The 21484-nt window shown below is 68.1% G+C and carries 19 protein-coding genes; 3 read left to right on the top strand and 16 right to left on the bottom strand.

Annotation, left to right across the window (positions count from 1 at the left end):
- Positions 1–40: 40 nt before the first annotated feature.
- The 9 genes from ACT54X_RS07255 to ACT54X_RS07215 all read right to left on the bottom strand — a co-directional run bounded on the left by ACT54X_RS07255 (position 41) and on the right by ACT54X_RS07215 (position 10528).
- The gene (locus ACT54X_RS07255) at positions 41–694 is read right to left on the bottom strand and encodes a hypothetical protein (RefSeq protein WP_294370048.1); all 654 of its coding nucleotides are present in this window, start codon (positions 692–694) and stop codon (positions 41–43) included.
- A 70-nt stretch (positions 695–764) separates the two neighbouring features.
- Complete coding sequence (gene tssK / locus ACT54X_RS07250; RefSeq protein ID WP_294370050.1) at positions 765–2120, bottom strand: type VI secretion system baseplate subunit TssK; 1356 nt, start codon at positions 2118–2120, stop codon at positions 765–767.
- A gap of 30 nt (positions 2121–2150) precedes the next feature.
- The gene (gene tssJ / locus ACT54X_RS07245) at positions 2151–2726 is read right to left on the bottom strand and encodes a type VI secretion system lipoprotein TssJ (RefSeq protein WP_294370052.1); all 576 of its coding nucleotides are present in this window, start codon (positions 2724–2726) and stop codon (positions 2151–2153) included.
- A 130-nt stretch (positions 2727–2856) separates the two neighbouring features.
- A complete protein-coding gene (locus ACT54X_RS07240; RefSeq protein WP_234197943.1) occupies positions 2857–3342 on the bottom strand; it encodes an Hcp family type VI secretion system effector in 486 nt (161 codons plus the stop codon).
- Positions 3343–3404: 62 nt separating this feature from the next.
- Positions 3405–4901 carry a type VI secretion system contractile sheath large subunit gene (gene tssC, locus ACT54X_RS07235; protein ID WP_294370055.1) on the bottom strand — a complete coding sequence of 499 codons (1497 nt, stop codon included), beginning with the start codon at positions 4899–4901 and terminating at the stop codon, positions 3405–3407.
- A gap of 36 nt (positions 4902–4937) precedes the next feature.
- Positions 4938–5459: a type VI secretion system contractile sheath small subunit gene (tssB, locus tag ACT54X_RS07230; protein ID WP_294370059.1), complete on the bottom strand. Its 522-nt coding sequence runs from the start codon at positions 5457–5459 to the stop codon at positions 4938–4940.
- Positions 5460–5589: 130 nt separating this feature from the next.
- Positions 5590–8304: a type VI secretion system ATPase TssH gene (gene tssH / locus ACT54X_RS07225; RefSeq protein ID WP_476345758.1), complete on the bottom strand. Its 2715-nt coding sequence runs from the start codon at positions 8302–8304 to the stop codon at positions 5590–5592.
- 440 nt (positions 8305–8744) lie between these two features.
- The gene (locus tag ACT54X_RS07220) at positions 8745–9578 is read right to left on the bottom strand and encodes a shikimate dehydrogenase family protein (RefSeq protein WP_294370062.1); all 834 of its coding nucleotides are present in this window, start codon (positions 9576–9578) and stop codon (positions 8745–8747) included.
- A 38-nt stretch (positions 9579–9616) separates the two neighbouring features.
- Positions 9617–10528, bottom strand: coding sequence for a shikimate dehydrogenase family protein (locus ACT54X_RS07215; RefSeq protein WP_294370064.1), 912 nt, complete (start codon positions 10526–10528; stop codon positions 9617–9619).
- 288 nt (positions 10529–10816) lie between these two features.
- On the opposite strand from ACT54X_RS07215, the gene ACT54X_RS07210 reads away from it, so the two are divergent.
- On the top strand, positions 10817–11569 hold the full coding sequence (locus tag ACT54X_RS07210; RefSeq protein WP_234197997.1) for an IclR family transcriptional regulator domain-containing protein: 753 nt from the start codon (positions 10817–10819) through the stop codon (positions 11567–11569).
- Between the two features lie 3 nt (positions 11570–11572).
- On the opposite strand, the gene ACT54X_RS07205 is transcribed toward ACT54X_RS07210, so the two are convergent.
- The 6 genes from ACT54X_RS07205 to ACT54X_RS07180 form a co-directional block, all read right to left on the bottom strand.
- The gene (locus ACT54X_RS07205) at positions 11573–12709 is read right to left on the bottom strand and encodes an acyltransferase family protein (RefSeq protein WP_294370066.1); all 1137 of its coding nucleotides are present in this window, start codon (positions 12707–12709) and stop codon (positions 11573–11575) included.
- Positions 12706–13668, bottom strand: coding sequence for an NAD(P)H-dependent flavin oxidoreductase (locus ACT54X_RS07200; protein WP_017760954.1), 963 nt, complete (start codon positions 13666–13668; stop codon positions 12706–12708). The genes ACT54X_RS07205 and ACT54X_RS07200 overlap by 4 nt, the downstream gene beginning before the upstream one ends.
- Before the next feature lie 106 nt (positions 13669–13774).
- On the bottom strand, positions 13775–15565 hold the full coding sequence (locus ACT54X_RS07195) for an acyl-CoA dehydrogenase (RefSeq protein ID WP_476345754.1): 1791 nt from the start codon (positions 15563–15565) through the stop codon (positions 13775–13777).
- Between the two features lie 145 nt (positions 15566–15710).
- Positions 15711–16643: an electron transfer flavoprotein subunit alpha/FixB family protein gene (locus tag ACT54X_RS07190; protein ID WP_476345752.1), complete on the bottom strand. Its 933-nt coding sequence runs from the start codon at positions 16641–16643 to the stop codon at positions 15711–15713.
- Positions 16644–16675: 32 nt separating this feature from the next.
- Entirely contained in the window at positions 16676–17425 is a 750-nt protein-coding gene (locus tag ACT54X_RS07185) for an electron transfer flavoprotein subunit beta/FixA family protein (protein ID WP_476345750.1), read from the bottom strand.
- Between the two features lie 273 nt (positions 17426–17698).
- Positions 17699–19033, bottom strand: coding sequence for a mechanosensitive ion channel family protein (locus tag ACT54X_RS07180; RefSeq protein ID WP_354321110.1), 1335 nt, complete (start codon positions 19031–19033; stop codon positions 17699–17701).
- 142 nt (positions 19034–19175) lie between these two features.
- Here ACT54X_RS07180 and ACT54X_RS07175 point away from each other — a divergent pair, with 142 nt between their 5' ends.
- Positions 19176–19511, top strand: a complete 336-nt coding sequence (locus tag ACT54X_RS07175) for a hypothetical protein (RefSeq protein ID WP_017761807.1) — start codon at positions 19176–19178, stop codon at positions 19509–19511.
- 12 nt (positions 19512–19523) lie between these two features.
- Here the strand turns inward: ACT54X_RS07175 and ACT54X_RS07170 are convergent, their stop codons facing one another.
- Positions 19524–20483 (bottom strand): histone deacetylase family protein, encoded by a 960-nt coding sequence (locus ACT54X_RS07170; RefSeq protein ID WP_294370188.1) that lies wholly within the window; start codon positions 20481–20483, stop codon positions 19524–19526.
- Positions 20484–20560: 77 nt separating this feature from the next.
- On the opposite strand from ACT54X_RS07170, the gene ACT54X_RS07165 reads away from it, so the two are divergent.
- Positions 20561–21481: an AAA family ATPase gene (locus ACT54X_RS07165; RefSeq protein WP_294370380.1), complete on the top strand. Its 921-nt coding sequence runs from the start codon at positions 20561–20563 to the stop codon at positions 21479–21481.
- The last annotated feature ends 3 nt before the right edge of the window (positions 21482–21484 follow it).

The following is a 21484-nucleotide window of genomic DNA, read 5'->3' as shown; positions in this document are numbered from 1 at the left end:
AAGGGAAAGGGGCGGTGGCTCGCGGCCAGGGAGCCGGCGTTCAGGACTCGCATTCGGACCCGTCGTTGACGATGCGGTCGAACCGGCTGTTCTGGATGTGGCTGGTCTGCATACGACACGCCACCATCCGCCAGAGGCCCGTGCCCTGGCATCCGTCGATCAGCACGCGGGCCGCCAACGGGGTGCCGCGGTCGGCACGCCGCCCGATCGCGAAGCTCATGTCGGAGAAGCGGCAGCCTTCCATCGTGAGTGCCGTTCCCGCCACCAGCACCTCGCCAGACCCGATGCAGTTGCGGAAGGTGACTTCGCCGGTGCAGCCGATGCCCCGGAAATCCTGCGGCGCCGAGCCGCCTCCGGCAAAACTGCATTGCTCGAACACGACCGCCGTGCTGCCATCGCGCCCACAGACGATGGTGCGGCCCTGGCTGGCGCATTGGCGGAACCGGACTCCCTGCATCACGCCGAAGTCGTGGTCTGCACTGAGGAAGCGGCAGGTCAGGAAGCTGCAATCGCTCATGGCCGCCAAGGCGACGTTGCCACGGCCGCCAAACACGCAGTCGACGAAGCGCACACCGGTCCACGCCACCCCCATGAACGAGCCCGCGGTCATGTCGGCGCCGACGACGGTGATCCCGCCACCGCCTGCGGACAGCACCGCGTGCTCCTTGGCCATGGCCGTGATGGGTGTGGTCATGCGCGGCCTCCACCACCCAGGCCGACGGGGACCCTGGGCGCAGAGACGGGACAGGGCAGGAAGGCAAGGCTCACCGCTCTCGCACTCCCCACAGTTCGAGCCTCAGGCCCGGAAAGTCGCCCGCAAGGTGAAGGGCAAGCCCGCCGAACTTGAGCAGGTGCTCCCAGAGTGGCCCCCGGCTGTCGAGCTGGAAATAGACGAAGCCCGCGTTGAACGGAATCTGGCGCGGCGCCACCGGCAGCGACTGCAGTGCGATCCCCGGCAGATGCGAGCGCAGCAACTCCGTCAGCCGATCGCTCGGCCCCACCTTGCAGCGGGCGGCAAACTGCGCCATCAGCTGGTCGGCAGGCATCTGCGCCGACACGGCGAACACCAGGGCCGTGAAGTCCTGCAGTTGGGTGGGATCGACGCTGGCCACGCGGACCCCATGCGGCCGCTCCTCCAGACGGATGCTCTGGGCACTGCGCACCAGGACGTCGTTCAACTGGGCCTGGATGTCCAGCACCAGGTTTCGCAGCGACAGGTAGGGATCCAGGTGCTGGTAGGCCGGGTGTGGCGGCGGGCGTCGCGAGCCCGTCCGGATGTACGTCGACAGCTCGCCGCTCATCATCTTCAGCGCGGCATAGACCTGTTCGGGCGAGGTCTCCCGCACCCGCGTCCAGTGCTCCAGGAGCGGCTCATAGCGGTTCAAGATCTGGAGCAGCAGGAAATCGGACACCTCGGCCGCTTCGGACGACTTGCCGTCGCTGGCCGTCAGCCGCGCCGCCAGCGACTGCGCGCGCAGCCGGCACAGGCCATGCAGATGGGTGATCCAGTCCGACAGCAACGCGCTCGCGCCATAGCCGGTGACGGGCGGGATCAGGTTCTCGTCCAGGACGATGCTGCCGTCGGAGCGGATCAGCGTGACCCGCGCGAGTGGAAGGCCGATCCACCCCTCGGTCAGTTCGCGCTCCGGCAGCAGCCGCAGGCGCAGATGCGACAGCTGCACGGCCTTCGGCCCCTGGCCGAAGGAGTTGGCATCGCGCAGCTCGGTCTCGAAGACGGAGAAGCGCGCCAGCGAGCCTGCCGCGTCCGCGGAGTCCTCGAAGGTGGTCTCCTCGCCGTTGGGCGTGCGGATGGGCACACCCAGATGGATGACCTGCTCCAGATGCTCTGGACGGATGGTGAGCGGTGGCGGCAGGGGTGCCTGGGCAGGCGCCTCGAAGGGAGTGCCGTCCGCAAAGACGCCCGCCGCTGCCGCCAGCACCACCTTGCCGAGCGCCAGCGATTCCGGGTCGATGGTGTAGCGGCTGAAGCCCCAGAAGAAGGCGTTCAGGGTCGCGGCGCGACGGTGCGCCACGTACTCGAGGTAACGCTCCTGCTGCTGGAAAAGCTGGGGGCGCAGGAACAGCCCTTCGCTCCATGCCACCTTGTTGTACCAACTCATCTGCTCATCCCTGACATGTCTTCGGCGCGCTCATTCACGTTGGAGCACACGCACGCCACGTGATCCGATACGGATGTCGAGGCTGGCCTTGTTGGAAGGCAGCACGGCCCGGTACCAGGCCGCCTCGGGCGCGGGCTCGATCTTCTGGACCGCCCGCCAGTCCGAATTCACCAGGTCCTTGTAGCCCGCGACCACGCCGATGGCATTCACGTCCGGATGGGAGCGTCGCCGCAGGACGCGGGTCTCGCCAGGCTTCAGGACCAGTTCGTCCCGCACGAGCAGGTCGTCGGCGAGCACGGCCTTGTCGCTGTTCTGCAGCGAAAAGTAGTCCGCGGCCAGGAAGACCGCGTCACCCTTGAGTTCGTAGAGGCGGACCATGATGGGCGCGGCACGGCCTTTTTCATCGGGGTTGACGTCCTCGGCCGCCGAGACCCTGATCTCCAGCCGCGTCTGCTCGCGCGGATAGGCAAACTGGGCCTGGGCGGGGCTGAATGGGGCCAGCACCCCCACCATGCCTGCGACCCCGCTGATCAGCGCCGATCGGACGCAAGACAGGCATGTTCTGACCGGCAGCGACAGCGCTGCGCGCACGTGGATGGCGAGCAAGTGAATACCCATGTTCGATCTGCAAGGCGAAACCACGACAGCGGAAGGACCAGACGGCCCCTCCGGCACTTGGCGGAGACACGCACGGGCATCCCCGAGCCGTTGCCGACCCGGGTGCCCCGTGCGCGGGTCACATCTCCTTGTTGGCCTTGATGTCGTAGCCGGCGGTCACCGCGCCGCCGCTGCCACCCTGGGCGTTCTGCACGGCGTACTCCTGCTTCACCTTGGTGAAAGACAGCCGCACCCGTTCGCGGACCCGCAGCTCGTCGTCATTGGAGCCGTGCGGCTGCACGCTGGTGATGATGACGTCCGTGAAGGTGAACTTGAGATATTCGAGAGGGCTGCCGCCCGCCTTGCGCACCACCAGCTTGGCCTCCGGCACATGCTTGCCGGTCAGGCAGTACTTCATCAGATTGGGACTCGAGCGGTCGACGAAATGGATGAACTCGAGGTCCTCCACCGTGGCCTTGCCGGCACCACCACCAGAGCCCGAGTGCATGGTGGACTCCTGGAACACCTTCCAGTCGAAGCTGAGCACTTCGATCTCGTTCTTGTGGTCGGCGTCGAGCGCCTCGCCTTCGATGCCGTTGATCTTCAGAAAGATATCTTGAGACATGGTTTACTCCCTGGGCGGGTCGCCCTTGTTTTGGTCAATGAACAGAGGTGTGACAGCGTGACTCAGGCCGCCTCGCGCAGCGACGGCAACTTGGCGACCAACCGCAGCGACACGGTCAGGCCTTCGAGCTGGAAGTGCGGGCGCAGGAAGAACTTGGCGTTGTAGTAGCCGGGATTGCCCTCGATCTCGTCCACCACCACCTCGGCGGCAGCCAGCGGACGGCGGGCCTTCGTCTCCTGGGAGGAGTTGGACGGGTCCGCATCCACGTAATTCATGATCCAGCCGTTCAGCCAGCGCTGCATGTCGTCGCGCTCCTTGAACGTGCCGATCTTGTCGCGGACGATGCACTTGAGGTAGTGCGCAAACCGGGTGGTCGCAAACAGGTAGGGAAGCCGCGCCGACAGATTGGCATTGGCCGTGGCGTCGGCGTCGTAGTACTCCTGCGGCCGCTGCAGCGACTGCGCGCCGATGAAGGCCGCGTGGTCGGTGTTCTTGCGGTGCACCAGAGGGATCAGGCCGGCCTTGGCCAGCTCGGCTTCGCGGCGATCGGAGATGGCGATCTCCGTCGGGCACTTCATATCAAAGCCGCCGTCGTCGGTGGGAAAGGTATGGCAGGGCAGGTTCTCGACCGTCCCGCCCGACTCCACCCCGCGGATCATCGTGCACCAGCCATAGAGCTTGAAGCTGCGGTTGACGTTGACCGCCATGGCGTAGGCCGCGTTGCTCCAGACGTAGTTCCTGTGGTCCGCGCCGTCGGTCTCTTCCTCGAAATCGAACTCGTCGACGGGGTTGGTCTTGGCCCCATAGGGCAGTCGTGCCAGGAAGCGCGGCATGGCCAGGCCCACGTAGCGCGAGTCCTCGGTGTCGCGCAGCGAGTTCCACGGCGCGTGTTCGAGGTTGGAGGTGATCTTCGCCAGATCCCGCGGGTTGGCCAGTTCCTGCCACGACTCCATGCCCAGCAGGGACGGCGCAGCGCCCGCGATGAAGGGCGTGTGCGCGGCGGCCGACACCTTCGCCATCGCGTTCAGCAGTTCGACGTCCGGCGGCGTGTGGTCGAAGTAGTAGTCGGCCACCAGGCAGCCGTAGGGCTCGCCACCGAGCTGGCCATATTCCTCCTCGTACACGCGCTTGAAGATGGGACTCTGGTCCCAGGCCACGCCCTTGTGGCGACGCAGCGTGCGCCGCACGTCGTCCTTGGAGATGTCGAGGAAGCGGATCTTCAGCTTCTCGTCCGTCTCGGTGTTCGACACGAGGTGATGAATGCCGCGCCAGGCCGACTCGAGCTTCTGGAACTCATCCTTGTGCAGGACCAGGTTGATCTGTTCGGACAGCTTGCGGTCGATCTCGGCGATCACGGCCTCGATGCTGCCGTAGGCGTCGTCGGAGATCGTGACCGCGTTGATCAGCGCCTGCTCGGCCAGGGTGCGGACGGCCGCCTCGACCGCACTGCGCGCCTCGTCGGTCTTGGGCTTGAATTCGCGGTCCAGCAGGGCGGCGAATTCACCGGGGTCGGCCAGCAGCACACTGGACTCTGCGGACTCGATGGTGTCGGTACTCATGAGCTTGTCTTTCCTGGATGGTGGAGGTGCCGCCCTTCAGCGGTCCGTCGTGGCCGGCTCGGCATCGATCTGCCTGGGTGCCGCGCTCAAGGCCTTCAGCAATGCCGGGTCCTGCATCAGCTGGTTGATCAGGCTTTCGGCGCCAGCCTTCCCGTCCATGTAGGTCTGCAGGTTGGACAGCTGCGTCCGGGCCTCCAGCAGCTGCCGCAGCGGCTCGACCTTGCGCGCGACGGCTGCGGGCGAGAAGTCCTCGATGCTTTCGAACGTGATGTCGACCATCAGCTGGCCTTCGCCCGTGAGCGTGTTCGGCACGGCGAAGGCAACGCGCGGCTGGATCGCCTTCATGCGCTCGTCGAAGTTGTCGATGTCCACGTCCAGGAACTTGCGCTCGCCCACGGGCGGAAGCGGCTGCGCGGGCTTGCCCGACAGATCGGCCAGCACTCCCATGACGAAGGGCAGCTCGATCTTCTTTTCCGACCCGTAGATCTCGACGTCGTACTCGATCTGCACACGCGGCGCGCGATTGCGCGCAATGAACTTCTGACTGCTGTTGCTCATAGGCTCCCTGCTGGTTGATGAAGAAGGCTGACGACTCAGGAACGGAGCACGCGCTCCGGCGAGAGGCTTTGCGGTCCGGGCCTGGCTGTGCCGGCAGTGCGGATCCCAGGGTGGCAGCCCGCACGCACGCTCACGCCGGCACCTCCAGCGTGCTCGCGGCGCAGCGGATGCGGATCTGCGGCGTGGCGGCGCGAGGATCGCGCGGCTCGGACGTGGATATGTCGGCGTCGATCACCACCAGCGGCCGGCCCTGCTCCAGGGCAGTGAGCCAGCAGCGAGCGAGTTCGGGCAGCAGTTCCTGCTCGATGGCGGTGATCAGGCGGCGGACACCCGCTTCATGGTTGCCGCCCACCTCGCGCAGATAAGCGGCCAACCGCGCGCTCGCCTGCATTCGGATGCCGTGCTGTTCCTGGAGACGCCGGGCCACCCGGCCCAGTTGAAGGTCGACGATGGTCGACAGGTCGCGCGCTTGCAGGGGCCGGTAGGGGACGACGGTCACACGCCCCAGGAAGGCGGCTGGAAACACACGTCTCAGGGCCGGCATCGCGACCTCGGCGCTCAATGGCGCGTCCCCGGCGCCGGACGCCACGTCGGCGGCGTCCATCAGCGCCTCCGCGCCGACATTGCTGGTCAGCAGGATGATGCAGTTCCTGAAGTCGATGCGACGACCCTCGCCGTCCTCCATCCAGCCCTTGTCGAACACCTGGAAGAAGAGCTCGTGCACATCCGGGTGGGCCTTCTCGATCTCGTCGAGCAGCACCACGCTGTACGGGCGGCGGCGGACCGCCTCGGTCAACACCCCGCCTTCGCCATAGCCCACATAGCCGGGCGGCGCTCCCTTGAGCGAGGACACGGTGTGCGCCTCCTGAAACTCGCTCATGTTGATGGTGACCATGTTCTGTACGCCGCCATACATGGCGTCCGCCAACGCGAGTGCCGTCTCGGTCTTGCCCACGCCGGAGGGTCCCACGAGCAGGAACACGCCCACCGGCTTGTCGGGGTCGGTGAGCCGTGCCTTGGCGGCCTGCACCCGGTCGGCGATGGTCTGCAGCGCTGAGTCTTGGCCGATGACCCTTGCAGCAAGCAGCGCCTTGAGCTGGAAGACCGCCTTCGCGTCGTCGCTGACCATGCGCCCGACGGGAATGCCCGTCCAATCCGCGAGCACCTGGGCCACGACGGACTCGTCGACCTGGGCCAGCGCCAGACCTGGCCGCTCGCGGACTTGTTGGTCCAACGCCGCGAGCTCCGCCGACACTGGTGATGCCGCGCCATCCGCTGCGTCGACGCCATCGCGCAGAAGGTCCTGCCGCAAGGCACTGATGCGCTGCACCAGCGCCACCTGCGCTTCCCAGCCCTGGAGCTGCCCGGCCAGCTCGTCGCGGGCCTGCGAGAGCGTGGTACGGACTGCCTGCAGGGACACCTCGGCGGAACCGCCGCTCAACCCGAGCCGGATCTGCTTCTGCAGCAGGTCGACCTCGACCTCGAGCGACGCCACCCGGTGGCGCAGCCGCTCCACGCCGGCAGGCGGTGCGTGCATGGACAGACCCACCCGTGCGCAGGCCGTGTCCAGCAGGCTGATCGCCTTGTCGGGCAACTGGCGGGCCGGCAGATAGCGGCGCGACAGCGTGACTGCCGCACGGATGGCTTCGTCCAGGATCACCACGCCGTGGTGGCGGGCAAAGGCGTCCGCGAGGCCGCGGACCATGTCGATGGCGGCGGCCTCCTCGGGCTCGGCGATCTGCAGCACCTGGAAGCGCCGCGTGAGTGCCGGATCCTTCTCGATGTGCCGCTTGTATTCCGCCCAGGTGGTCGCGCCGATGCTGCGCAATGCGCCTCTGGCCAGTGCCGGCTTGAGCAGGTTGGCGGCGTCGCCCGTGCCTGCCTGCCCACCCGCACCGACCAGCGTGTGGACTTCGTCGATGAAGAGGATGACCGGCGGCACGGCCTTGGTGGCATCTTCGAGCAGTCCTTTGAGCCGGCTCTCGAACTCGCCCCGGACACCCGCACCCGCAAGCATGGCCCCGACATCGACGCTCAGCAGCCGATGCTCGCGCAGTGCCGGCGGCACCTCGCCGGCAGCGACGGCCAAGGCGAGGCCTTCGACGACGGCGGTCTTGCCCACGCCCGCTTCGCCGGTGAGCAAGGGATTGTTCTGCCGGCGACGCAGCAGGATGTCGATGAGCCCGCGAACCTCCAGCTGACGTCCGACCACCGGATCGACCTGCCCGGCCCTGGCCTTTGCCGTGAGGTCGGTGCAGTAGCGCTCCAGGCCCGAGGCATCGTTTCTGCTGAGGGGGCCAGCACCCAGACCGGGTGCTGCTGCGGCATTGCCAGCGACTGCGCTCGCGCCGTCTTGAGGACCTTCACGCCCTTCGGGCGAGCCCTCGACGACCCGGGCCCAGGCCTGCGACAGCCGATCGACATCGATGCGGGCGAAGGCCGGGACGATGCGCAGCAGTGGCGCACGCCGGTCGGCCGATTGCAGGAGCGCCAGCAGCAGCCACGCACCTCGCACGCACTGGCCGCCGTACTCAATGCTGGAAATCACCCAAGCCCACTCCACCGCATCGCTGACATGGCGAGAGATGTCGGAGAGCGAGCTGGCACCAGCGGGCAACTCGGCCAGCGACGCCGCCAGGCCCGCCTCGATGTCTTCGGGCCGGAGATCGAAGTGGCGGACGATGCGGTGCAGGTCGCTGTCACCGGCCTGCCAGAGCTGATGCAGCCAGTGCGTGAGTTCGACGTAGGGATTGCCGCGCAGCCTGGCAAAGGCTGCGCCGGATTCGATGGCGCGGAACAGCGTCGTGTTCAGCCTGCCGAAGAGCGCCTTGCGGGAAACGGCCATCGCACAATGCTCAGCGGGGCGCTGTAAGGTTGTGCGTGGCGCACGCTGCCACCTCGCGCCGGGACATGCGCGGCGCCGCCATCATGGATGTATTCACGAGATCCTCCCTGCCATCGAAATCATGCACCTCGCTTTCGGGTGCTCGCTTCGATTTAAGCCGAGATGCGCAAGGATTCGGCGCCGCGGCCCCAGTAATGAAGAGACTTCGTGAAGTAGTCCACCAGGCTTTACGCGCCGATGTGGCGAAGCGCCTCAGGCGATGTGAAGGAAGGTTGCCGCAGCGTAAGAGGGCATGGATGCGCGCGTGGAAACCGGACACATCCCCTGCGCCTGGCGAAAAAAATGCCGCCGACCTTCACAGGCCAACGGCATCGATGCGGGCCCTGGCGGACCCGGTGCCTACGCCATCCCTGGCGGATGGCCGAGCGACGCTCGAGCGCTCAGTACTTCAGCGTCGCACTCTCACGCAATTCGTCCGCGGTCGCGGTGCCGAAGCCGAAGAACTCCAGGTACGCAGGAATCATCTCGAACAGCATGTCCGTGCCCACCTGCACCTGGCAGCCGCGCGCCATGGCGGCTTTCAGGAGCGGCGTGTACTCGGTCTTCATCACCACCTCGCCGACGAAGGTGGTCGGTGCGATACGCTCCACGTCGAAGGGCAGCGGATCGCTTTCCTTCATGCCCAGCGGCGTGGCGTTCACGACCACGTCGTAGCCAGCCGGGTCGTTGGAGCCCGTGCTCACCGTCAACTGCGGATAGTGGGCGCGCAGGCGCTCGGCCAAGCCTTCGACGGACGCCGTGTTCAGGTCGAACAGCGAGAGGTGCGCCGCGCCCGCCGCCGCGATGGACGCCGCAATGGCGCAGCCCACGCCACCCGCGCCGGAGACGAGCACGCGCGCGCCACGGAAGCTGCGCCCCTTGCGCTCCACGCCGCGCACGAAGCCGGCGCCATCGAACTGGTCGCCGAGCAGGGTGCCGTCATCGCGCAGCAGCACGGCGTTGCAGGCACCGGCGATGCGGGCCGTGGGCGTGGTCTCGTGCACCAGCGACATGGTGGTCACCTTGTGCGGCATGGTGACCAGCGCGCCGCGGATGTTGCTCATCCTGAACAGCAGCGGCAGGAAGGCCACGTAGTCTTCGGGCTTCACGCCCATCGGCACCACCACCGCGTCGATGCCCTTCTTGTCGAACCAGGGGTTGTAGATCATCGGAGCCTTGAAGCTCTCGGTGGGGTAGCCGATGTGGGCGATGAGGGTGGTCTTGCCGGAGATCATGGAAGCAGTGATGGGGGGCGGAAGAACGCGAAAAGCGATCAGCCCTGGCGGCCCCGTGGCGCCTGGGCGATCTCGGCCTGAAGTTCGGCCGGATAGATGATCTGCCGCAGAAAGCCGGCGTCCTCGCGCACGAGGGCCGCGGCCTGCGGCAGGTCGAAGTAATCGAAGTAATGCGCCATCTGCTGGATCAGCATCTCGAAGCCGGGCTGGGCCTGGAGGCCGCGCGCACGCGCGGCGCGCACCAGCGGCGTGGGCTGGCCGCGCAGCAGGATGTCGAACACGGCCGCGTGCGGCGCCATTCGGGTGACGTCGCAGGGCAGCGCTTCTTCGCCCTTCAGGCCGACCTGGGTGGCATTGATGACCAGGTCGTAGCCCGACGGATCGGCCGAGGGCGCGGCCACTACCTCGGCGTCGAAGGCGGCATCGATGCGGGCTGCGGTGCCCGCGGCCTTGCCCGCGGCCGGGTCATAGAAGGCGATGTGGCGCGCGCCGTCGTCGCCGCCGCCTTCAGCCAGCGACACGCCGATGGCGGCAGCGCTCACGCCCGCGCCCAGGATCAGCACCCGCTGCCCGCGGAAAGGAATGCCGAACCAGTCCAGCGCACCGACGATGCCTTCGCCATCGAACAGGTCGCCTTCGAGCTCTCCGCTTTTCGTGCGGCGCACGATGTTGACCGAGCCCGCCACGCGCGCGAACAGGCCGCAGCCGTCGAGCAGGTCCACCGCCAGCGGCTTGTGAGGCGGTGCGATCAGCATGCCCCGGACGTTGTGGCCGAGGAAGCTGGCCTTGAGCCACACGGCAAAGTCGCGGGCGCGCACCTGCACCGGCACCATCACGGCGTCGATGCCGCAGCGCTCGAAGACGGCGTTGAACATGCGCGGCAGGCGCACATTGGTGACGGGATCGCCAGGGATGAGGTAGAGGTCGGTCTTGCCAGTGATGGAAGCCATCGGGTCGTTCACTCCAGGAATCGGATGCGCGAATCGGATCGGTGTCGAGGCCGCAAGAACAACGGCCCGGACTGTAGACAGCAGGGTGCGGGGCCGTCAGTCGGGGGCGGATCGCGGCGTTCGATAATCGCCCAGCACTGAACGATCAACGAACGTCTTAAGGGTTTGTACGTGGTCTCTCGCCGCCTTGCCTCCACCCCCGTCTCCGAGCCATCGCACGAGGACGAAAGCCCCGATTCTCCGTCCTCCCCCGCAGGGAATGCACAGGACGGTCAGGCGCCCGCCGGCCTGGACCGGCGCGACTGGATCGCCGGCCTGGAGCGCGGCGTCGGCATCATTGAGGCCTTCGACGACGCCCATCCCCGCATGACGGCCAGCGAGGCCGGCCAGCGCACCGGCCTCACGCGCACGGCAGCGCGGCGCTACCTGCTGACGCTGCAGCACATGGGCTATGTGGCCAGCGACGGCAAGCTGTTCTGGCTCACACCGCGCGTGTTGCGGCTCGGCCAGTCGTACCTCGATTCGGCGCGGCTGCCGCGCATTGCACAGCCCTTCCTGCAGCGCGTGGCCGTCGGCACGCACGAGACGGCCTACCTCAGCGTGCTGGACGGCGACGATGTGGTCTACATCGCCCGCAACGGTCCGCAGCGGCAGATGAGCACCGGCTACGTGCTGGGCGCACGGGTGCCCGCGCAGGTGACGGCGGCCGGGCTGCTCATGCTGGCCCTGTTGCCCGAGGCCGCTTCGGCGGCCTGGTGGGCCGCACGCAAGCTGCAGGTCTTCACCTCCTTCACGCTGGCCGACCCCGCCGACCTGCGGCGCGAGATGGCCCGCGTCAAGGCCCAGGACTGGGCGCTGTCCGAACAGCAGCTGGACCTGAATTCACGCGGCATCGCCGTGCCGCTGCGCGACCGGCGCGGCGACGTGCATGGCGCCCTGAACATCACGATGCCCATGGGCCAGGAGAGCACCGAGACCGCCGTGGCCCGCGTGCTCCCCGTGCTGCGCGAGGCCGCGCAGGCGATGCGCAACCTGATCTGAGCCTCAAAGGCCGACGGCCAGGCCGCTGAGCAGCAAGCCGGTCCCCCAGACGGCCGGCGCGCGCCACGACATGGCACGCAACTCCACCCGCTCGTGCAGCATGCGGGCCGCGCCCACCGAAAGCACGAAGGCCGCAACCAGGGCGGCGAGGGCCTGCCACGGCGTCAGGGGCGCCAGGCCCGTCTGCGCCGAGGCGCTGACGAGCAGCAACACGGGAAAGTGGATGAGGAACAGCGCGTACGCCCAGGTCCCCAGCCGCCCCAGCGGCGCCCACACCGACAGCGCCAGCCATCCCCGCGGCTGCGCCAGCATGAGCAGCAAGGTGGCGACCAGCGCCAGCGCGATGCGGCTGCGCCAGTCGATCCACAGGGCGACGCCGCCCAGCAGAGCCAGCGCCAACCCGGCAGCGATGCGGGATCGGGGCGCCCGCAGCCGTCCTGCCCAGAAGGCCAGCATGCCCAGGCCATAGCTGCCGAAGAAATAGATGCCCGTGTCGTCCAGCGCGCTGTGCCGGTTGAAGACCACCAAAGAGGCGGACGTCAGCCCCGTCACCATGAGCACCGCCAGCGCCCGGGCCACCGAGGCGTCGAGCCGGCCCTGCCGCCGCCACAGTGCCGCCACCCAGAACAGCAGGAGCGCCAGGCCGTACAGCTGGAAGTCGACCGCCACGTACCACACGCCAGTGGACAGCGCGGGCTGGTTCAGCAGGTCCTGCAGCAGCAGCGCATGGGCCACCATCTGGACGAACGACGGCTGGCCCGGCACGTCGTCGCCCGGCAGCGCCGGACGCACGAGGGCTTCCACGAGCACGCAGGCCACCAGGGCCGCCAGATAGGGCGAAGCCAGCCGCACGTAGCGCTGGACAAGTCGCAGGCAGGGATGCCCCGCACGCAACTCACCCTCGGGTGCCAGGCTGGCCGCCGTCAGGAAGCCACCCAGCACCAGGAAGACCTGGACCGCCAGCCGGCCCTCGCGCCCCAGGACCTCGAACAGCGTCGGCGCCAACGGCCAAGCCGCCACGGGCAAGGGCCCGTAGCGGCTGAAGTGATGGGCCACGATCAGCAGGCAGGCCAGTGCCTTGAGTGCGTCGATCAGGGGCCAGCGAGGCGGCGGCGCGCGGCCGCCGGCGGCAGGGTTCAAAGTGCCAGGCGACGGCGGGCTTCTTCGTACTCGCGCCGCAGCGTGGCGACGAAGTCGGCCGTGGGCTGCACCTTCTTGATGGCGCCGATGCCCTGGCCGGAGCCCCAGATGTCCTTCCAGGCCTTGGCCTTGCTGCCCTCGCCCGACGCGAAGTTCATGGTCTTGACGTCGCCCTCGGGCAGGTTGGCCGGGTCCATGCCTGCCGCCACGATGCTGGGCGCCAGGTAGTTTCCATGCACGCCGGTGAACAGGCTGGAGTAGACGATGTCGTCCGAGTTGCTGTCGACGATGGCCTGCTTGTAGGCGTCGCTCGCGCGGGCTTCGTCGGTGGCGATGAAGGCGCTGCCGATGTAGGCGAAGTCGGCGCCCATGGCCTGCGCGGCCAGCACGGCACCGCCGGTGGCGATGGAGCCCGACAGCGCGACGGGGCCATCGAACCACTCGCGGATCTCCTGGATCAGCGCGAAGGGGCTCTTCACACCCGCATGGCCACCGGCACCGGCCGCAACGGCGATCAGGCCGTCGGCGCCCTTCTCGATGGCTTTCTTGGCGAAGGTGTTGTTGATCACGTCGTGCAGCGTCACGCCGCCATAGCTGTGCACGGCCTCGTTGACGTCGGTGCGCGCGCCGAGGGACGTGATGATGATCGGCACCTTGTACTTCACCACCAGCTCCATGTCGTGCTCGAGCCGGTCGTTGCTCTTGTGGACGATCTGGTTGATGGCGAAGGGCGCGGCCGGCTTGTCGGGGTTGGCCTTGTTGTAGGCCGCCAGTTCCTCGGTGATCTCGGCCAGCCATTCGTCCAGCTGCGCCGCGGGCCGCGCATTGAGCGCAGGCATCGAGCCGACGACGCCGGCCTTGCATTGGGCGATCACCAGCTTGGGGTTGCTGATGATGAACAGGGGCGAGCCGATGATGGGCAGCGGCAGGTGGGCGAGTGCGCCAGGCAGTCTGGACATGGGAAAGTCTCCTCTCGTGTGAATCGATGGTTCGGGCGAAGTTATAGGGGCCGGCTGCCGCGCCTGCCGTCCGATGGGCGACAGGTGGGCATGGCCGGCGGCGGCCTCAGAAGGCTTCGAGCGGCAGGGCCGTGACGCTGGACGCACCGCCGACGATGGCGTCGCGCGTGGCACCGGCCTTCACCAGGATGTGTTCGGCGTAGAAGCGCGCCGTGGCCACCTTGGCCTGCATGAAGGCCGCGTCCTGCTCCTGGGCCTCGGGCGTCAGCGCCACCAGCAGCGAGCGGCCCAGTTGCCAGCCAGCCACCAGGTTGCCGGCCAGCATCAGGTAGGGCACGCTGCCCGCGTACACCGCATTCGGGTCGCCCTTGGCCTGGCCGGCGATGAAGTCCACCACGTCCAGGTAGGCCTCGCGCGCGGCCTTCAGGCGCTGCGCCACGGCTTTCGCGTCGTCGCTGGGGCTGGCCAGCAGTTCGGCCTCGGTCTTCTCCACCTGCGCCGCGATGGCGCGTGCAGCCTGGCCGCCGTCACGCGCCGTCTTGCGGCCCACCAGGTCGTTGGCCTGGATGGCGGTCGTGCCTTCGTAGATGGTCAGGATCTTGGCGTCGCGGTAGTACTGGGCGGCGCCGGTCTCCTCGATGAAGCCCATGCCACCGTGCACCTGTACGCCCAGGCTGGTCACCTCCAGGCTCATCTCGGTGCTGTAGCCCTTGACCAGCGGCACCAGGAATTCATAGAAGGCCTGGTTCTGTTTGCGCACCTCGGCGTCCTCGTGGTGGTGGGCGGCGTCGTAGGCTGCTGCGGCCACGCTGGCCATGGCGCGGCAGCCCTCGGTGTACGCCCGCATGGTCATCAGCATGCGGCGCACGTCGGGGTGGTGGATGATCGGCGCGCTCTTCGTCATCGAGCCATCGACGGGGCGACTCTGCACCCGCTCGCGGGCATAGGCCACCGCATGCTGGTAGGCCCGCTCGGCCACCGCGATGCCCTGCACGCCCACCGCATAGCGGGCGGCGTTCATCATGATGAACATGTACTCCAGGCCGCGGTTCTCCTCGCCCACGAGATAGCCGATGGCACCCCCGTGGTCGCCGTACTGCAGCACGGCTGTCGGGCTGGCCTTGATACCCAGCTTGTGCTCGATGCTCACGCAGTGCACGTCGTTGCGCGCGCCCAGCGAGCCGTCTTCATCGACCATGAATTTGGGCACCACGAACAGGCTGATGCCCTTGACGCCCTCCGGCGCGCCGCTCACCCGGGCCAGCACCAGGTGCACGATGTTCGGCGCCATGTCGTGCTCGCCGTAGGTGATGTAGATCTTGGTGCCGAAGACCTTGTAGCTGCCGTCGGGCTGCGGCTCGGCGCGGGTGCGCACCAGGGCGAGGTCGCTGCCGGCCTGCGGCTCGGTGAGGTTCATGGTGCCGGTCCATTCGCCGCTCACCAGCTTTTCCAGGTAGGTCGCCTTGAGCTGCTCCGAGCCGGCCGTGAGCAGCGCCTCGATGGCGCCGTCGGTCAGCAGCGGGCACAGCGCGAAGCTGAGGTTGGCGCTGTTGACCATCTCGCCGCAGGCCGCGCCGATGGTCTTGGGCAGACCCTGGCCGCCGAAGTCGACCGGATGCTGCAGGCCCTGCCAGCCGCCTTCGGCGTACTGGCGGAAGGCGTCCTTGAAGCCGGGCGTGGTGCGCACCGCGCCGTCCTTGAAGGACGAGGGGTCGCGGTCGCCGGCCACGTTCAGCGGCGCGATCACGTCCTGCGTCAGCTTGGCGCACTCTTCCAGCACGGCGGCGGCGGTGTCCAGGCCGGCGTCGCCAAAGCCCGGCATCTGGGCGATCTTGTCGATGCGCGCCAGATGCTGGATGTCGAACAGCATGTCCTTGATGGGCGCGGTGTAGCTCATGGAAGTCTCCTCGGATGAAAGTGGCGGAACGGGTGACCGCCCAGGCGCAGGCGATCCTGCGGGGCATGCCGCCCCGCTGCCGACGATGAAAAAAGGGCATCGCGAACGATGCCCTTGAAGTTGCGCTTCGGCGGTGGCGAGGGCCTCAGAGCGCCTTCACCAGCTCCGGCACGGCCGTGAACAGGTCGGCTTCGAGGCCGTAGTCGGCCACGCTGAAGATCGGCGCTTCGGGGTCCTTGTTGATCGCCACGATCACCTTGGAGTCCTTCATGCCGGCCAAGTGCTGGATGGCGCCCGAAATGCCGGCGGCCACGTACAGCTGCGGCGCCACGATCTTGCCCGTCTGGCCCACCTGCAGGTCGTTGGGCGCATAGCCCGCGTCCACCGCGGCGCGGCTGGCGCCGATGGCGGCGCCCAGCTTGTCGGCCAGCGGCGTCATCACTTCCTGGAACTTCTCGCTGCTGCCCAGCGCGCGGCCGCCCGAGACGATGATCTTGGCCGCCGTCAGCTCCGGACGGTCGTTCTTGCTCACCTCGCGGCCCACGAATGCACTCTTGCCGCTGTCGGCAGCGGCGTCCTTGGTCTCGACCTGCGCGCTGCCACCGGTGGCAGCGGCGGCGTCGAAGCCCGTGGTGCGCACGGTGATCACCTTCTTGGCGTCGGCCGATTGCACGGTGGCGATGGCGTTGCCGGCGTAGATCGGGCGCTGGAAGGTGTCGGGGCTGTCGACCTTCGTGATGTCGCTGATCTGCGCCACGTCCAGCTTGGCGGCCACGCGCGGAGCGACGTTCTTGCCCGCGGCGGTGGCCGGGAACAGGATGTGGCTGTAGTCACCGGCCAGGGCCAGCACCTGGGCCGCGACGTTCTCGGCCAGGCCCTCGGCCAGGCTCGCGCCGTCGGCATGGATCACCTTGGCCACGCCGGCGATCTGCGCGGCGGCCTGGGCGGCGGCGCCCGCGTTCTGGCCGGCCACCAGCACATGGACATCACCGCCGCAGGCGGCAGCGGCCGTGACGGTGTTCAGCGTGGCGGGCTTGATCGACTGGTTGTCGTGTTCTGCAATGACGAGTGCGGTCATGTCTTGTCTTTCCTTCGTCGTGTCTGTGCCGATCAGATGACCTTGGCTTCGTTCTTGAGCTTGTCGACCAGGGTGGCGACGTCGGGCACCTTCACGCCGGCACCGCGCTTGGCCGGCTCGCTGACCTTCAGGGTCTTCAGGCGCGGCTTGACGTCCACGCCCAGGTCCTCGGGCTTGACGGTGTCCAGCGGCTTCTTCTTGGCCTTCATGATGTTGGGCAGCGTGACGTAGCGCGGCTCATTGAGGCGCAGGTCGGTGGTGACCACGGCCGGCAGGCTCAGGCTGATGGTTTCCAGGCCGCCGTCGACTTCGCGCGTGACCTTGGCCTTGTCGCCTTCGACCTCGACCTTGCTGGCGAAGGTGGCTTGCGGCAGGTCGGCCAGGGCGGCGAGCATCTGGCCGGTCTGGTTGGCGTCGTCGTCGATGGCCTGCTTGCCCAGGATGATGAGCGCGGGCTGTTCCTTGTCGACCAGGGCCTTGAGCAGCTTGGCCACGGCCAGGGGCTGCAACTCTTCGGTGGTCTCGACCAGGATCCCGCGGTCGGCGCCGATGGCCATGGCGGTGCGCAGCGTTTCCTGGCACTTGGCCTCGCCGCAGCTGACGGCGATGACCTCGGTGGCCAGGCCCTTTTCCTTCAGCCGCACGGCCTCTTCGACGGCGATCTCGTCGAAGGGGTTCATGCTCATCTTGACGTTGGCGATGTCCACCCCGCTGCCGTCGCTCTTGACGCGCACCTTCACGTTGTAGTCGACGACCCGCTTGACGGGGACCAGAATCTTCATTGGCTTGACTCCGTTGATTGCAAAAGGCGTGTTGCTGCGCAACTCAGCAAAACATTCTAGGGCGACCCCTCCGGCGGGCGTGCTTTGCCCGCTGGGGCGACGCGGGCGGCCAGCGCCGACGCCATAAAAAGAACGATCGTGCTTTTTTGAAGATTATAGTGACGGATTCCTCGTGCGCTGCAGCATTGGCGACACGAACCGAGGGACAAGGCCGGCGCTGGAAAGGCCGTTCATCACCGGTCGGGCCCCTTTCGCGGCCCGCAACGGCCTCGTTCAGGCGCCTCCGGTGGCGCTCCGGTCCCCAGCCGAGGGCTGGCTGTCGCCGCCCCCGCCCGGGGGCGTCTGCGGGCCCGCACCGGCCGGCAGCGACGCCACCCGCACGACGCGCTGTGGAAAAGGAATGTCGATGCCGGCTCGCCGCAGTCCTTCCAGCACCGCGATGTTGACCGCCGAGCGCACGTTGTCCCTGCCCTTGTCCGGATCGCTGATCCAGTAGTTGAGCGTGAACTCCAACCCGTCGGCACCAAAGTTGGTGAGGAAGGCCACCGGCTTCGGGTCGGCCAGCACCCGGTCCTGCGCGGCGGCGGCCTCGCACAGGATCGCCTGCACCTGCGTCGGCTCGCTGTCGTACCCCACGGCGATGACGGTGTTGAGATTGGTCTTGAGGTCCGCGAGCGTCAGGTTCTCGACGCGGCCCGTGATGATCGACTCGTTGGGCACGATGGCCTGCCGGCCGTTGCCGGCGCGGATCAGCGTATAGCGGGTTTTGATGTCCGTGATGCGGCCTTCGAACGTGTCGACCTTGACGCTGTCGCCGATGCGGATCGAGCGCTCCAGCAGGATCACGAAGCCGCTCACATAGTTGGCCGCGAGCTTCTGCAGGCCGAAGCCCAGGCCCACGCCCAGCGCGCCGCCCAGCACCGAGAGCGCGGTCAGGTCCACGCCGACCGCCGACAAGGCAAACAGCAGCCCGACCAGCAGCAGCCCGGCACGCACCGCGTTCGAGGCCACCTTGCGCATCGACAGGTCACTCACCGCCGGCGTGAGCAGCCGCTTCTCGATGGTGGACGAGATCCACAGCGTGATCATCAGCACCACGCCGCACGACAGCACGCCTTCAAACAGCGTGCGCAGGCTGACCCGCGTCTTGCCGAAACCGAGGTTGATCGCCTCCAGCTCGTCCAGCACGGGCGGCAGCAGCCCCACGATCCAGAGAATGGCGGCCGCCCACGCCACCCATGAGATGGTGCGCTCCACCAGCCGCACCAGCGCAGAAGCCGGGAACACCCGCCGCAACACCCGCGCGAAGAGCCGGATGGCCAGCAGCGCCAGGAAGATCGACACCGCCACCCGCAGCAGCAGCGTGGGCTGCACCGTCAGCAGCAGCCGCCGCGCCAGATCCGTGAAGGCCAGCGCCAGCAGGGGAAAGAGCAAGCCGTCGAAGCTCTTCTCGCCGAACCACAGCGAATCACCCGGCTGGTCGCGGCCGAACCACCGGGTCACGCCCCAGGCCAGCAGCAGGCACAGCACCAGCGCGGCGATCTCGGTCCACAGTGTGCGGGCATGCACCTCGGAGAGGCGCTGTACGAATCCATTCCAGTCGAGCATGCGCTGGCGGCTTCCCCTTCGGGGAAGATCACGGGAGTTGCGGGAGGCGCGAGGGTAACAAGCGGCGTTGGCCCGGCAAGCAGACGTCGATGTCAGCCGGCAACCTTCGGCATGCGGGGTGCCGACGCACAATCATCGGCCCATGCCGCGCCGCCGCTCACGAGACCACCACCACGTCTACGTCGTGCTGCTGTCCGAGCGCGTGTGGAACGAGCCGGCCTTCCGGCGCGCCAACCCGGACCACGACATCCTCAAGCCCTGCGTCTACGTCGGCATGACCGGCCTGGACCCGGACCTGCGCTTCGACCGCCACATGGCTGGGGTGCAGGCCAATCGCTTCGTCTTGAAGTACGGCGAGCGACTCATGCCCGAGTTGTACGAGGCCTACAACCCCATGCCCTACCGCGCCGCCGTCGAGATGGAGGTGGAACTGGCGATCGGCCTGCGCGAGGCCGGCTATGGCGTATGGCAAGCCTGAGCGCGCCAGCGCTCAGAGGTCGGCCAGCACCCGCACATGCGCCTCGACGCTGCGCGCCAGCGCGTCGAGGTTGTAGCCGCCTTCCAGCATCGAGACGATGCGGCCCTTGGCATGCCGGTCGGCCACCTCGCGGATGCGGCTGGTGATCCAGATGTAGTCGTTCTCGTTGAGGCCGAGCTGGCCCAGTTCGTCCTCGCGGTGGGCGTCAAAGCCGGCGCTCACGATCAGCAGCTCGGGCCGGAAGGCCTCCAGCCGGGGCATCCACACCGCCTCGATCATCTCGCGCACGTCCATGCCGCGGGTGTACGCCGGGATGGGCACGTTGACCATGTTGTCGGCCGGATGGTCGGTGCCGCTGAACGGGTAGAAGGGATGCTGGAAGATGCCCACCATCAGCACCCGTGGGTCGCCGGCCAGGATGTCCTCGGTGCCGTTGCCGTGGTGCACGTCGAAGTCCACCACCGCCACGCGCGAGATGCCGTGCTCGTCCAGCGCATGCCGCGCCGCGATGGCCACGTTGTTCAGGAAGCAGAAGCCCATGGCCTGCTCACGGCAGGCATGATGGCCCGGCGGGCGCACGGCGCAGAAGGCGTTCTGCAGCTGCCCGCCCATCACCGCGTCGGTGGCCGCGATGGCGGCACCGGCCGCGCGGCGTGCCGCCAGCAGCGTGCCGCGACAGAGGGAGGTGTCGGGGTCGACGGGGGCATGGTCAGGGCCGCCGGCGGGCGCATCGGCCACCAGGCGCTGGGCCAGGGCTTCGAGCCGCTCCATATGCTCCGCGCTGTGGGCCCGGGTGATCTGGGCCAGCGTGGCCAGGGGAATGTCGTCGTCGTGGCGCTCCAGCGCATCGGCCACGCCGGTGACGAGCAGCCGGTCCTCGATCGCGTCCAGGCGCTCGGGGCATTCCGGGTGGCCGCGCCCCATTTCGTGCTTCCAGAAATCGCGGTGCGTGTAGTAGCCGGTGTTGCCCATGTCTCGTCTTCTCGTGCATGGCCCCAGGCGGCGGCCGGCCGGGGCGCATGCGCTATCTTCTGCGGATGGATACCAAAATGGACGTGGCCGCCAAGCTCGCCGCCTTGCTGAATCAGCTTAACACGGTGATCGTCGGCAAGGCCGCCCAGGTGCGCGACGGCGTGGCCTGCCTGCTCGCCGGCGGGCACCTGCTGATCGAGGACGTGCCCGGCGTCGGCAAGACCACGCTGGCCCATGCCCTGGCCCATACCTTCGGACTGCAGTTCTCGCGCGTCCAGTTCACCGCCGACCTGATGCCGGGCGACCTGTCGGGTGTGTCCATCTACGACCGCGGGCAACAAGGCTTCGTCTTCCATCCCGGCCCGGTGTTCACCCAGGTGCTGCTGGCCGACGAGATCAACCGCGCCAGCCCCAAGACGCAGAGCGCGCTGCTCGAGGCCATGGAAGAAAAGCAGGTCACCATCGAAGGCCAGACCCGCCCCCTGCCCGAGCCCTTCTTCGTCATCGCGACGCAGAACCCGCTGGATCAGCTCGGCACCTTCGCGCTGCCCGAGTCGCAGCTGGACCGCTTCCTGATGCGCATCTCGCTCGGCTACCCGGACCGGGCGGCCGAGCTGGAACTGCTCTCGGGCGCCGATCGCCGCCAGATGCTGGGCACGCTGCCCGCGCTGCTGACCGCGGGCGAGCTGCGGGCGATCCAGCAGCGCGTGCTGCAGGTGCATGCCGCCCCGGCACTGCTGGCCTACCTGCAGGACCTGATCGAGGCCACGCGTTCCGGCCGATGGTTCTTGCAGGGTCTGTCGCCGCGCGCAGGCATCGGCGTGCTGCGGGCCGCCAAGGCTCAGGCGCTGCTCGCCGGCCGCGACTATGCGGCGCCCGACGACATCCAGGCCGTGCTGCCGCAGACCATCGCCCATCGCCTCAACCCGGTGGGCGATGCCGGCCGGGGCGCCGTCGAGCAGGTGCGCGCCATGATGGCCGCCGTGGCGCTGCCCTGACAC

The organism is Pseudacidovorax sp. DMC4 (assembly GCF_056314265.1).
The sequence above is the reverse complement of the archived record's forward strand: the minus strand, read 5'-3'. Positions and strand labels throughout refer to the sequence as shown.